Here is a 13,187-nt window from a genome sequence, read left to right on the forward strand (position 1 = left end):
ATGCAAAAATCAGGTAATGAGATACAAAAGTCCAATATCACCCACCTTCCTTGATTGCATATTGCTTAAAATCCTTGATCGACATACCCGTATTTCTTTTAAAGAAGTTACTGAAGTGGGACGGCTCTTTGAACCCAACCACATAAGCAATCTCTTTTGCCGTAAGCGCTGAATGGATTAATAACCTTTTTGCCTCTAGTAAAAGTCTGTTTTGTATATATTCCTTCGCTGTATTTCCTACCAGTGCATGGATGGTCTTATTCAGGTGGTCTGGCGTAATGGCTAATCGCTCTGCATAATAGTTGACTTTATGCTCTTTGGTGTAATTCGCTTCTACCAATGCTTTGAATTCTCGAAGAATGACTTGTGCAGAAGATTTCTGTTGGTGAGGGTTTTGAGGTAATGTGCATACGTTATTGGCTGTAATCAAAAAGAGCTTCAGGTAAGCCCCTACAGCATCCCATGAAAATTTTGCATGTCGCTCTTCACATTTCATAATCTGATGTACGATAGTTTCCAATTCATCATACACAGATGGTTCTACATGCAGGGGAGGAGTATCACCTGATTCTCTGAAGAGGTTTATTTCAGAAATAAAAGCTGTATCAATATGATGCTCTTCCAGAAACGCTTTGGTCACGGTGATAGCCCACCCCTCAGTAGGCTCTTTCTCTATTACCTGATGGATTTGCCCAGGACTTACAAAAAACACCTGATACGTACCAAGTCTATACACATTAAAGTCAATGATATGCATTCCTGTTGCGCTTTTGATCAATAGGATTGTATAGAAGTCATGTCTGTGTGGAATATCAGCTTTTCCCTTTCTTCTCCGATAGACTTCTCCCATATCATTGACAATGACAGGAACCTTTGGTTTATGACTGTCCGGTGCTGTATAGACTTTAATATTATCCATTCTTGAAACTAGAAAATATTGTCCTGAATATTGATCTTATAGGCACTCTTTCGTTGATCAAGAACCTGCCTGATCTCTGTATATAGTAAACCGCTTCCTCCTCCATAATGCTGTACTATACTTGTATCAGGAGATTGGTGACTAAATAATGCCCTCAACTTCTTCTCAGACTTTTCTGAAATACCACCTCCAAATAATACAATATCAAAATCCTGTTGCTGAAACATTGTAATAGCCTCTTCATCTGTAGTAACACCTTTTGCTACCCATGCCTCTTCTTTATTCAGCAACCGAACAACAATCGATAAAATTTCTTTATCTCTACCTATAGCTAATATATTTACCTTATCCATAGTTTTCTCCTTTCCTACCTCTTATTCAAAAACTTGACGAATATACACACTTAAAGTTTAAACATTAATAATCCCATAAATGTTTAATTCACTGTCACTTCTGAATAGAAATTAAGTTCTATGATCAGGTCCTTTGGTCGGATAGTTGATAAAAGTTTGACTTGCAACTCTAAAAGTTCGGGAATTGAGACAGTTTTATGATATTTGCAGTTGATCAATTCAGCAAAAACGAAACCTTGATATGGGTAATTCCTGTATTTAAAGAAAATGTCTGTATTTTCAGCGAAATCTTAATGTAGTAGTGTTGCTGAGTGAGTGAACTCCAGAAATAGTATTTAGATAGTTTAAAGAAGCTGGAGTATTGAAACAAACAAACCCCGTCGATGGACAGTAGTAATTTATTGATTGTAATTATATCGTTGATTTTTTCAGCGTTTTTTTCAGCTTCAGAAATAGCTTTTGTATCCGCAAATAAGCTTCATATCGCCATTCTGAAGAAAAAAGGTGATGTTGTGGGTAACATTCTATCCAAGTTTTATGAGAATGCCTCTTTCTTTATCACCACTATTCTCATCGGCAATACTGTTGCTCTTGTAGTTTACGGTTCTTTTATGGCTGCCATGATTGAGACGCCAATCCTCAATATACTTCAGGAGAATTTCAGCATTATGGACCGTGCCACTTTAGATATTCTGGTACTGGTCTTTCAAACAATCGTCTCCACAATTGTGGTACTGCTTACAGCAGAATTTACCCCTAAAAGCATTTCATTGGCAGATCCTGACAAGTTCCTGTACGGGGCTGCCATCCCAATGAATATCATTTATTACCTCTCATATCCTATCACATGGACAGTGGAAAGACTTTCTAAGTTCACTATCCTGAAAGTGATGAAGATGAAGTATGAGGAAGGTAAGCCACAGTTTAACCTAACTGATTTAGGGCACTATATCACCGAAATGGATATGGCCACTGATGATGATGAAGAGGATGAAATTGTAGATAAAAAGATTCTTTCCAATGCACTGGACTTTAAGCACATTAAAGTAAAGGAGTGCATGGTACCTCGAAAAGAGATTGAGGCTATCAGTATTGAAGACGATATTGAAGATCTCCGCAAACTGTTTGAAGAAAGTGGTCACAGTAAAATCCCTGTCTACAAAAAGACAATTGATAATATAATTGGGTACTGCCATGTATTTCACCTGTTCAAAAAGCCTCAGGTAATTGACGATATCATTACTGAAATCATTACTGTTCCTGAAAGTATGCTTGCCAATGAGCTGATGATTCAGATGACTGCTGACCGAAAGAGTATGGCTTTGGTTGTTGATGAGTTTGGTGGAACATCAGGTATCGTAACGATGGAAGACATCATGGAAGAAATCTTTGGGGAAATTGAGGATGAACATGATGAAGAGGAAGGTGAATTGAAAGTAACACAAGTAGATCAATTCACTTATGAACTAAATGCCCGTAATGAGATCGACTTCCTGAACGAAGAGTATAATTGGGACCTACCTGAGGGTGAGTATGAAACATTAGGAGGACTGATCCTTCACATCAACCATGACCTGCCTGAAGTAGGGGACATTATTGAAGAAGCGCATTTCAAGGTAGAGGTGATCTCACTAGAAAATGCCCGTATTGATACAGTAAGAATCACCTTTGACCCAAACAGACAATATGATAATGACTAAGACCATTAATTAATGGGTAAAATAGCATTTATAAAAAAATCCTATCTCTTCAGAAGAGATAGGATTTTTTTATGTTCAAGTCAGTAAGTTAACTTCTGACTACGATTAAGCTTTTACAGCAGCCAATGCTTTAACCATTGTCTCACCGATGTCTGCAGGAGATTTCACTACGTGAATACCACACTCACCCATGATCTTCATCTTTGCTTCAGCTGTATCGTCTTTACCACCGATAATCGCACCAGCGTGTCCCATTCTACGGCCTTTAGGAGCAGTTTGACCTGCAATAAAACCAACAACTGGTTTTGTACCGTTTTCTTTGATCCAACGAGCTGCTTCAGCTTCCATGCTACCACCGATCTCACCAATCATGATGATACCTTCAGTCTCAGGATCATTCATCAGCAGTTCAACAGCTTCTTTAGTTGAAGTACCAATGATTGGGTCACCACCAATACCGATCGCTGTAGTGATACCTAAACCTGCTTTTACTACTTGGTCAGCAGCTTCGTAAGTCAAAGTACCTGATTTCGATACGATACCGATTTTACCTTTTGCAAAAACAAAACCTGGCATGATACCAACTTTCGCTTCTTCTGGAGTGATTACACCTGGACAGTTAGGACCTACCATTGTTACGTCTTTGTCGCTCAGGTACTCTTTCACAGCCACCATATCTTTCGTAGGGATACCCTCAGTAATTGTGATAATCACCTTGATACCAGCGTTTGCTGCTTCCATGATTGCATCAGCTGCAAATGCAGGCGGTACAAAGATAATGGACACATCAGCACCTGTAGCCTCTACAGCCGCTTGAACAGTGTCAAACACAGGTTTATCAAGATGAGTTTGTCCACCTTTACCTGGTGTTACACCACCTACTACGTTCGTGCCATACTCGATCATCTGGCTAGCGTGGAAAGATCCTTCCGAACCAGTGAAACCCTGAACAATTACTTTAGAGTCTTTATTTACCAGTACACTCATGTTGTCGTTTTTTGGTTAGAGCAAATAAATAATGTCATTGCGCCGCCAATTTAACAGGAAATTAGTTTTTACTAAACTATATTCTGAAAAATCTTCCAATTATTACATAAAATTCGACTTCTTGATATTTGCTAAAACGGTTATACGATTTAATTATTTACAAAATTGGTATTGAAACAGGTATAAACTTAAACACAGTATTTAGCCTCAGTATTCTACTTATTCCTTAACTTTAATGCGTTATTTCACATCTGGCAAGGTGAAAATTAATGGTCTTAATACAGAATAAAATGATCTCAAAAGTATTGATTCTCTTCGTCAAGTTCTATCAACTGATGATCTCTCCGTGGCTTCCTCAATCATGCAGATATACCCCTACATGTTCACAGTATATGATTGAAGCCATCAAAAAACATGGCCCTCTTAAAGGCACAAAATTAGGGTTAAAAAGAATTGGAAGATGTCACCCTTGGGGAGGGTCTGGCTATGATCCTGTCCCATAACTCTTGAGTTAATTAACAATAAGTCAATGTTTTAAACCTATGCTTTCTATGTTCCTACTTTTCAAACACTTTTTCCCACTTAAAACTCATCCCTTTTAAGCCTTCTTTTCTTCTGAAGTCTTTTATTAACAAAAAACCCCATTATTGAATAATTTTTTATGTGTTTGAACGTAGCCTAACATTGTTCTTTATATCGTTATATATTATATTGTTCACTTAATATTTATTCTGTCAATCAAGACCTAAAATTTTTTGCTTATAGATCTATGAATTACTATAAAATAAAATCTCTGCTTGCATCCTTTGTACTGGCAGGTGCTGCAGCACTGAACCCAGCAGAGGCACAAGACATTAAAATTGGAAATGACGGTTATAACCTGACAGTAAAAAAGCAGGTGAAAACGACTTCGGTAAAGGATCAAGGTAAAACTGGTACATGCTGGAGTTTTTCAACCACATCCTTTATTGAATCTGAAGCTTTACGACTGGGTAAAGGTGAGTTAGATTTGTCTGAGATGTTCTTTGTTCGCTATAACTACCCTGAAAAAGCTGATAAATATGTCCGCTATCATGGAAACAGCAATTTTGGCGAAGGAAGCCTTTCTCATGATGTCTTGAATGTCATCAGAAACTACGGCATTGTTCCTCAGAAGGCCTATGCTGGAAAAGAGAAAGCTGATATCATGCATGACCATTCAGAACTATTCCCTGTTCTAGAAAGCATGCTGAAGACACTGGTAAAAGCAAAAAGTGTTACACCTAAATGGAAAGATGCTTTTGATGCTGTTTTAGAAACTTACCTCGGTAAAGCTCCTGAAAAGTTCAGTATTCAAGGAGAGGAGTTTACACCCAAGACATATGCTGAAAAAGTGGTCGGCTTCAACCCTGACGACTATGTAGAGTTGACATCTTTCTCACATCACCCATATTACTCTCAGTTTATGCTTGAAGTACCAGATAACTGGGCACAAGCAAGCTATTACAACCTTCCGCTAGAAGAGTTTGAATCTGTGATGGATTATGCTTTGGATAATGGCTTCTCATTGGTTTGGGATGGAGATGTAAGCGAGAGATCTTTCTCTCATAAAAACGGTATCGCTATCGTACCAGAAAAAGATTGGAGTGACAAAACTCTTGAGGAAAAAGAAGGTACTTTCAACCGTTATGAGAAAGAGAAAGAAGTATCAGTAGATCTACGTCAATCGTTATTCGATAACTACTCGACAAGTGATGATCACCTGATGCATGTGATCGGTACTGTTACGGATCAAAATGGCAAGAAATACTATGTCACCAAAAACTCTTGGGGAGAAGATTCTAACAATTTTGGAGGCTACCTTTATATGTCTGCTTCTTATATCAGATTGAAATCTGTCTCAATCATGGTACATAAAGATGGTATACCAAAAGACGTAAAAAAGAAATTAGGTATCAGCTAAGATAAACTATACCTTTAAAAGAAAAGGACTCCATTAGGGGTCCTTTTTTTATACTCACACGACAAATAATTGTATTATATCAAGTGAAAATACATTTCAAAATATAACTATTCAAATATTTAGTTGCCCGTTTTTAATTGATTTATAAAATGAATGTTAATTAATTGATTAAAATTAGGCATAAAAAATCATGGCTTATTATACTTGCATCACCTTCGAGGGAGGGATTTTTTCAACTATTTTTTAATCGTTTTAAACTCTTATCATTTTTATGAAAAAATTATTTTTTACTCTGATCGCCATTGTTGGCCTTACTTCAATCTCACTTGCTCAAAACGTTACATTTGGTGTTAAAGCTGGTGCAAACTTCTCTAATATTACTAACCTAGAGATGGACACTAAAATAGGTTTTGTTGCAGGTGGTGTTGCTTCATTCCAACTTTCTGATGCAGTTGCCATCCAGCCTGAGGTACTTTTCTCAGCTCAAGGTGCTAAAACAAAAGAAGGTGATATTACAGCCAAAACTGCTTTTAACTATATCAACATCCCAGTTATGGCTAAATTCTATCTTGCTGAAGGCTTTAACCTTCAAGTAGGACCTCAATTGGGTATCTTAGCTTCTGCTAAAGCTAAAGTTGAAGGAGATGGTGCTGATGTAGATGTTGACCTAAAAGACTCTGTTAACTCTATCGACTTTGGTTTGAACCTGGGCGCTGCCTACGAACTGGAAAGTGGCTTGTACTTTGAAGGTCGTTACAACCTTGGCCTAACTGATACAGCTAAGGATAACGAAAGTGATGACACATACAAAAACTCTGTATTCTCAATTGGCGTTGGCTACTTCTTCGGTAAGTAATTTTTGGAACGCTAATTTTTAATACAACTAAAGAAGCCTAAGTATATCATCTACTTAGGCTTCTTTTATTTTAAATCAATTCGTGCTCTTCTACCAAGTTTTCGGCAAACGTATTTAGCGTATCCTCAATTGCCCTATACCTCAAACCAAGATCTTGCTTGCTATAACTATTATCAAACTGTAAGGCATATCCCAAGTTATACTTCAGAAACTTCCACGAAAAGCCCATAAAAGGACCGAACATATAAAGCATCGCATTCGGTAAACTATTTTTAGGGATTGGAAACTTCTCTCCATACTTTTTTCTTAGTATTTGTGCTATTTCCAGCATAGATAAACTTCCAGCACAAAGTATATGCCTACCACTTGCTTCTGGCTTTAGTCCTGCTAAAATATGTGCACTTGCCACATCCCTTACATCTACCAAACCAAAGTTCATATCAGGCACACCCATTTTCAATTTTCCATTGAACATATTCAACATGAAATCTACACTTGTTGAATCTGTACGGCCAGAGATTGATGGCCCCATAACAAATGCAGGGTTAATAGTTGTCAAAGTCCATTGTGACTGATTGTCTGCAATACTCCAAGCCTCTTTTTCAGCCAATGTCTTGGAGTAGGAGTAAGGCTGATGAGAAAGACTGCTTGTAGAGTTCCAATAAGCTTCTGTAAAAGTCTTACTATCGGTTGCTTCAATTTCAACAGCATCTCCATAAATGGCTACAACACTGGATGTCAGTACTACTCTTTTTACTGATGGAGTCTCATTTGCAGTTAGAAGTACATTTCTAGTCCCTCTTAATGCAGGATCCACAAGGTCTTTTTGAGCATCTTTCACATTCAACTGGAATGGTGAAGCTGTATGCATGACGATTTCACACCCTTGCATAGCCTTTTCAAATGAACCTTCCTGCAACAAGTTTGCCTCAAAAAGCTTTAAGGTACCTGGACTTTCTTCAGCCAACTGTTCCAAGTGCCTAGTTTTTTTTGGATCTGAAAGGCTTCTTACTGTTGCGTGTACTGTATGCCCATCTTCTAGAAGGTATTTCAATATCCAAGAAGCGATATACCCACTACCTCCCGTCACAAGAATAGTCTTTTTACTGTTATCCATTTCTGTCAAGATTTTCTAAATACGATTTGATGTTTAAGTATGATCATCACAAAATAGAAAAATAAAATGAATGTTCATTCGGTGTTGTTGAACAAAATAAATTGGCATAAAAAAAGGCATGGAAGTAAAAAACCTCCATGCCTTCTATATTATATATCTTCTAACCTACTAGAAGAATTTATAACGCTCATCTTCTACACCAGCCAAGTCTGTAATAGCTTGCAGTACTTTATAAGAAGCACCACTACCTTTACGCTGCTCAAGCTGCTTTTTGTAGATCGTGTAATCAGCAGTTTCCATAGGTGCTTCGATGTTTTTCACCTTCACCATAGTTACGCTGTTTTCATCTTTAATAGGCGATGATGTTTCTCCAGCTTTCATTCCGAAGATTGCACCAACAGTTTTAGGAGCAAAACCAACTCCGCTCAATGAAGCTGCTGAAAGTGCCAAGTCATCTTCGATGCCAACAGTTGCGCCATTTCCATAAGCTGATTTGATTTCTTCCAAAGAACCTTTCATGCTAGAAAGTTTCTTGATGATTTCGTCAGCTTTTTTCTCTTTAAGAACTGCTCTTCTTACATCGTCTTTTACTTCATTCAAAGAAGCAACGCCTTTAGCTCTTTCTGTCAACAGAACAGCTACTACAAATCTATCATCAAGGTCAAATACTTCTGATACCTGTCCTTTTTCAGCTTCAGTAAACGCCCATCTGATTACGTTTCTAACACCTGAACCAGTGATACTGTTGATGTAATTAGCATCTTTCTGAAGAGTAAGTGCTTGCTCAATAAACAGGCCTTCAGCTTCAGCTGCTTTTTCAAATGAATCTTTAGACTTATTCTCTGCTGCAAATCTACCTGCTTTTACGTATGCATCGTTGATTGTTTCATCACTTGCGCCCAGGTTTTTCTCGATAACAGCCAAGTTGAACATTTTCTTCGTCTTAGGCTCTGTCACTTTAATTACATGGTAACCAAAGTCAGTTTTTACAACTTTAGGTACTACGCCTGCACCTTTAGCTCCAAATACAGCCTTGTCGAACTCTTTCACCATGCGCCCTTCTTGGAACCACTGAAGATCACCACCTCTAGATTTAGTAGCAGGTGTTGCATCTCCTTCAGTTTTAGCTAATTCCTCGAATTTCGATGGATCTTGCAGTACTTGCTTCAGGATTTCTTGTGCTTTGTCTTTTGCAGCTGCCTCATCTTCCTTACTGTCAGATTTAGGCTTGAACAACATGTGACTAGCTTTTGCTGAGAATACAGAGTCTTCTGAGATTCCCAACACTTTATAAAGCCTGTAAGCATTTGCAGCAAAGTAAGGTCCGTATACTTTACCTTCTTCCAGTTCTGATGGATTCATTACAGCCGGAAGGCCAGTCATGTTCACATTCAGGAAGTTAGAAGCACCTTCAGTGTTAGCTTCAACAAAAACAGTATCATTATTTGTTTGAGTGAATGGCTGAACCAGCTCTTTCATCTCTTGCTCCAATGCGTACTTGTCTTCTTCAGAAGCTTCTACTCTAAAGCTTACAAACTCAATTCCTCTACTTGCATCACGTTCAAACTCATTCTTATGCTCACTGTAATAGCCGTTCAGGTCAGAGTCTGATACTGATACTGCTGAGTCAGGAACAGAGTAATAAGGAACATTCAGGAAAATAACTTCAGCCTTTGTGTTCTGTTTCTCATACTCTTTCTTTGCTTCCAATGAGTTAGCAAAGTAAGTTGTCGTAAGCAGGTTTGTATATTTTGTTCTTTCACGCTCTGGAGCCAAGCTTTGCTCAAATGCTGCAAATTGCATATACATAGGAGAGTTGCTTCCAGCTTGCTTCAGTTGCGAAAGGTAATCGTTCAGTGCTTTTCTGTTAAGCGTACCTGTCGAGTCAGTAAATGAAGATGCGATTCTTGGGTCTACATTATTACCCTTAATCATATCTTGAAGCTCTTCATTAGTTACCATCAGACCAAGCTTTTCATACTCCTTGCCAAAGGCAACGTCGTAGATCATCTCGTTCCAAGCAAACTGCCTAACGCTTCTCATCTGATCTTCGCTAGGTGGAGTTGGATATCTGTTTCTGATGGCTTCTACAGCCTGATTGAATTGTTCGAGCGAAACCTCTTCTCCAGCGATTTCCCCTACTACTTGCTTGTTTCTTCCTAGGATTCTTGAATTAGGTGACAACAGGTCTCCTCCCAATAAGAACAGGGCTAAGCCAACGCCTATAACGCCGACAGCTATACCCGACTTTTGTCTGATCTTATTAATAATTGCCATGACAAAATTGTGATTGTGTTAGTTTCCGCTTTATATCTTCCAGTCTTCAAATATAACACTGTTGGGTTTGTGGGCACTATGATTATAGCTTAGAAAACAGCAATAAATAAGCGACCTCACAAATTTCCACCGCAAAATAGAAAAATAAATTCGGTTCAAAAGAACATATGACTTCTTATTGCAGAGGTACAGTCGTTTTCAAAGTGTACAAATGTATGATTAATACTATTGACTCACAAATAAACACAAAATAAATCGGGAAATGACAATTGAATAAGACTGCATTTGAGGGATAAAACCAATATTTATTCAATAATTGAGGGAATCACAACACTAAGGTGGGTATAAAAAAAGCCTGATATTACTATCAGGCTTTACGACTTGAGCGGGAGACGGGATTCGAACCCGCGACCCCAACCTTGGCAAGGTTGTGCTCTACCAGCTGAGCTACTCTCGCTTAATTTAATATGACTTGTACCAGGAGCGGGACTTGAACCCGCACGACCTTGCGGTCACGAGATTTTAAGTCTCGCGTGTCTACCAATTCCACCATCCCGGCTTGCCTTAGAGACAATTTGAGCGGGAGACGGGATTCGAACCCGCGACCCCAACCTTGGCAAGGTTGTGCTCTACCAGCTGAGCTACTCTCGCTTAATGCTCTCTTTCATTCCGAAAGCGATGCAAAGGTACGATGGATTCTTTATTCTGCAAACTTCGGTTTAAAAAAAATCGTTCAAAAACACCCCTTAACGTGCATCTAACTGAATATCAGCAATAAATTTTTATTGATTTATTCACATTCAAATCCTCTCTTAAAAGATCTACTCAAGTCTTGACTTTCTTAATGGAAACGTTGTGTCAACAGCTAATAAAAAAGGAGTGAAGGTCAAAGTTCACTCCTTAGTTTTAGTCTATAAGGTTACTTTGTCAGGATACTTAAAATAAAAGCATACTCAAATGCGACCTCTCTATACATTTCATACCTACCAGAAGCACCGCCATGCCCTGCCGTCATATTTGTCTTAAGCAAAAGCATATTGTTATCCGTTTTCATTTCACGAAGCTTCGCCACCCATTTCGTTGGTTCCCAATACTGTACCTGTGAATCGTGTAACCCTGAAGTAACCAGTGTATGTGGATAATCCTTCGTTTCCAATTGGTCATATGGTGAATACGACTTAATGTATTCATAATATTTAGGATCATTCGGATTGCCCCACTCATCATACTCTCCTACAGTTAATGGAATCGATTCGTCTAGCATTGTACTGACAACATCCACAAAAGGAACTTCTGCTACAATTACCTTAAACAGCTCTGGTCTCATATTCATCACAGCACCCATCAATAGACCTCCTGCACTACCTCCATTGGCTGCTAACTTAGAAGAAGACGTATACTTTTCAGCTATTAGGTGTTCTGCACAGGCAATAAAATCTGAAAAGGTATTTTTCTTCTTAAGCATTTTCCCATCTTCATACCATGCCCTGCCCATATCTTCACCACCTCTAATATGTGCGATGGCAAATACAAACCCTCTATCCAATAAGCTAAGTCTAATAGAACTGAAATATGGGTCATAAGAAAAACCATACGCCCCATAACCTGTCAAATAAAGTGGCGCTTCCCCATTACGTTCAAAGCCTTTCTTATATACCAATGAAATTGGTACTTTAACTCCATCCTGTGCAATTGCATAAATACGCTCAGCATGGTAATCCTCAGAATTAAAGGCCCCTAATACTTCTTGCTGTTTTAGAAGTATTTTCTCCCTAGTTTCCATGTTATAATCGTACACAGAAGCAGGTGTCGTTAGTGAATTATATCCATAACGCAAGATCGGCGTATCAAAGTCATAGTTGGCTCCGGTCCATGCTGTATATGTCTCTTCACCAAAATCAATATAGTGCTCGTTTTCACCTTCCCATTCCATCACTCTCAGGTGGCTCAACCCTCCGCTGCGCTCTTCCAACACCATGAACTTTGCAAATATTTCGATTCCTTCCAGCAGTACATCACTCCTGTGTGGTATCAGCTCTGTCCAATACTCCTTTGAAGGTGTATCAATTGGCGCTTCCATTAATCGGAAATTCTTGGCTTGCCAGTTAGTCAAGACATAGAACTTATCTTGGTAATGATCAATACCATATTCGTGCTTGTGTTCACGAGACTGCACAAGTCTAAATCCACTATCTGGGTCATTTGATTCTACAAATCTCCATTCAGAGGATAGGGTAGAAGATGAGTTAATAAAAATATATTCCCTCGATTTACTTCTCATTACCGCTACCGTAAACTTCTCGTCAGTTTCTTCAAAGATTAATTCATCTTCTTCTTGAGAAGTACCAAGGCGGTGTTTCCAGACTTTATTAGATCTAAGCGTTTCCTCATCCTGAGTTGTATAGAACAAGGTCTTATTATCTGCTGCCCATGCAATATTTCCAGTGGTATGCTCCAGTTTTTCTTCTATCTCAACACCTGATATCAAGTTCTTGAAGCAAATGGTATAAATACGTCTACCAACATTATCCACAGCGTAAGCTAACATATCATTTTGCTCACTTACCTTCAGTCCTCCAACAGAGCAGAAATCATGTCCTTCTGCTACTTGATTGACATCCAATAAAATCTCCTCCTCAGCATCTAAACTACCCTTCTTTCTACAGTGAATAGCATAGCCTTTACCTTCTTCATGTTTGCTATAATAATAATAGCCATTGAGCTTGTAAGGCACAGACTCATCGTCCTCTTTGATTCTTGCCTTAATCTCATCAAACAACTCATCCTCCAATGATTTGTGAGGAGTCATGACCTGTTCTGTATAAGCATTCTCAGCTTCCAGATAAGCAATAACCTCAGGGTTCTCCCTATCCCTCATCCAATAATAGTTATCAATTCGAACATCACCATGTTGTGTCAATTCAACAGGGACTTTCTTTGCAACAGGAGGCATTATCTTATTATTCATACTGAATATGTCTTTTCTTCTTTTTGCTTGTCTAAATATGGTGCAAGATAAAACAATAATGCCGAAAG

At 38.5% G+C, this 13,187-nt stretch carries 10 protein-coding genes and 3 tRNA genes; 4 read left to right on the forward strand and 9 right to left on the reverse strand.

Going from position 1 to position 13,187, the window contains the following annotated elements:
* Positions 1 to 37 precede the first annotated feature (37 nt).
* Together V6R21_RS28540 and V6R21_RS28545 are read right to left on the reverse strand one after the other, a co-directional pair.
* Positions 38 to 919, reverse strand: coding sequence for a helix-turn-helix domain-containing protein (locus V6R21_RS28540; protein ID WP_334246908.1), 882 nt, complete (start codon positions 917 to 919; stop codon positions 38 to 40).
* A gap of 8 nt (positions 920 to 927) precedes the next feature.
* Positions 928 to 1,272 carry a response regulator receiver protein gene (locus V6R21_RS28545; RefSeq protein ID WP_334246909.1) on the reverse strand — a complete coding sequence of 115 codons (345 nt, stop codon included), beginning with the start codon at positions 1,270 to 1,272 and terminating at the stop codon, positions 928 to 930.
* 383 nt (positions 1,273 to 1,655) lie between these two features.
* Between V6R21_RS28545 and V6R21_RS28550 the strand changes: the two genes are divergently transcribed.
* Positions 1,656 to 2,972 carry a hemolysin family protein gene (locus V6R21_RS28550; RefSeq protein ID WP_334246910.1) on the forward strand — a complete coding sequence of 439 codons (1,317 nt, stop codon included), beginning with the start codon at positions 1,656 to 1,658 and terminating at the stop codon, positions 2,970 to 2,972.
* A 105-nt stretch (positions 2,973 to 3,077) separates the two neighbouring features.
* On the opposite strand, the gene sucD is transcribed toward V6R21_RS28550, so the two are convergent.
* A complete protein-coding gene (gene sucD / locus V6R21_RS28555) occupies positions 3,078 to 3,959 on the reverse strand; it encodes a succinate--CoA ligase subunit alpha (RefSeq protein WP_334246911.1) in 882 nt (293 codons plus the stop codon).
* A 290-nt stretch (positions 3,960 to 4,249) separates the two neighbouring features.
* On the opposite strand from sucD, the gene yidD reads away from it, so the two are divergent.
* The 3 genes from yidD to V6R21_RS28570 all read left to right on the forward strand — a co-directional run bounded on the left by yidD (position 4,250) and on the right by V6R21_RS28570 (position 6,757).
* Positions 4,250 to 4,462 (forward strand): membrane protein insertion efficiency factor YidD, encoded by a 213-nt coding sequence (gene yidD, locus V6R21_RS28560; RefSeq protein ID WP_408613105.1) that lies wholly within the window; start codon positions 4,250 to 4,252, stop codon positions 4,460 to 4,462.
* Positions 4,463 to 4,728: 266 nt separating this feature from the next.
* Positions 4,729 to 5,901, forward strand: a complete 1,173-nt coding sequence (locus tag V6R21_RS28565) for a C1 family peptidase (RefSeq protein WP_334246912.1) — start codon at positions 4,729 to 4,731, stop codon at positions 5,899 to 5,901.
* A 271-nt stretch (positions 5,902 to 6,172) separates the two neighbouring features.
* Entirely contained in the window at positions 6,173 to 6,757 is a 585-nt protein-coding gene (locus V6R21_RS28570) for a porin family protein (protein WP_334246913.1), read from the forward strand.
* A gap of 70 nt (positions 6,758 to 6,827) precedes the next feature.
* On the opposite strand, the gene V6R21_RS28575 is transcribed toward V6R21_RS28570, so the two are convergent.
* The 6 genes from V6R21_RS28575 to V6R21_RS28600 all read right to left on the reverse strand — a co-directional run bounded on the left by V6R21_RS28575 (position 6,828) and on the right by V6R21_RS28600 (position 13,119).
* The gene (locus V6R21_RS28575; RefSeq protein WP_334246914.1) at positions 6,828 to 7,874 is read right to left on the reverse strand and encodes an SDR family oxidoreductase; all 1,047 of its coding nucleotides are present in this window, start codon (positions 7,872 to 7,874) and stop codon (positions 6,828 to 6,830) included.
* Positions 7,875 to 8,042: 168 nt separating this feature from the next.
* Positions 8,043 to 10,151 carry a peptidylprolyl isomerase gene (locus tag V6R21_RS28580; RefSeq protein ID WP_334246915.1) on the reverse strand — a complete coding sequence of 703 codons (2,109 nt, stop codon included), beginning with the start codon at positions 10,149 to 10,151 and terminating at the stop codon, positions 8,043 to 8,045.
* Between the two features lie 384 nt (positions 10,152 to 10,535).
* Positions 10,536 to 10,608 (reverse strand) — tRNA-Gly (locus V6R21_RS28585).
* Between the two features lie 18 nt (positions 10,609 to 10,626).
* A tRNA-Leu gene (locus V6R21_RS28590) sits at positions 10,627 to 10,710 on the reverse strand.
* A 19-nt stretch (positions 10,711 to 10,729) separates the two neighbouring features.
* Positions 10,730 to 10,802 (reverse strand) — tRNA-Gly (locus V6R21_RS28595).
* A 268-nt stretch (positions 10,803 to 11,070) separates the two neighbouring features.
* Positions 11,071 to 13,119 (reverse strand): S9 family peptidase, encoded by a 2,049-nt coding sequence (locus V6R21_RS28600; protein ID WP_334246916.1) that lies wholly within the window; start codon positions 13,117 to 13,119, stop codon positions 11,071 to 11,073.
* Between the last annotated feature and the right edge of the window lie 68 nt (positions 13,120 to 13,187).

Origin of the sequence: Limibacter armeniacum (assembly GCF_036880985.1) — a bacterium.
GTDB lineage: Bacteria > Bacteroidota > Bacteroidia > Cytophagales > Flammeovirgaceae > Limibacter > Limibacter armeniacum.

Coding starts and splice junctions, on each gene's coding strand:
- V6R21_RS28540 (WP_334246908.1), bottom strand. CDS start 919: ATGGATAATATTAAAGTCTATACAGCACCGGACAGTCATAAACCAAAG.
- V6R21_RS28550 (WP_334246910.1), top strand. CDS start 1,656: ATGGACAGTAGTAATTTATTGATTGTAATTATATCGTTGATTTTTTCA.
- V6R21_RS28545 (WP_334246909.1), bottom strand. CDS start 1,272: ATGGATAAGGTAAATATATTAGCTATAGGTAGAGATAAAGAAATTTTA.
- V6R21_RS28575 (WP_334246914.1), bottom strand. CDS start 7,874: ATGGATAACAGTAAAAAGACTATTCTTGTGACGGGAGGTAGTGGGTAT.
- V6R21_RS28600 (WP_334246916.1), bottom strand. CDS start 13,119: ATGAATAATAAGATAATGCCTCCTGTTGCAAAGAAAGTCCCTGTTGAA.
- V6R21_RS28580 (WP_334246915.1), bottom strand. CDS start 10,151: ATGGCAATTATTAATAAGATCAGACAAAAGTCGGGTATAGCTGTCGGC.
- yidD (WP_408613105.1), top strand. CDS start 4,250: ATGATCTCAAAAGTATTGATTCTCTTCGTCAAGTTCTATCAACTGATG.
- V6R21_RS28570 (WP_334246913.1), top strand. CDS start 6,173: ATGAAAAAATTATTTTTTACTCTGATCGCCATTGTTGGCCTTACTTCA.
- V6R21_RS28565 (WP_334246912.1), top strand. CDS start 4,729: ATGAATTACTATAAAATAAAATCTCTGCTTGCATCCTTTGTACTGGCA.
- sucD (WP_334246911.1), bottom strand. CDS start 3,959: ATGAGTGTACTGGTAAATAAAGACTCTAAAGTAATTGTTCAGGGTTTC.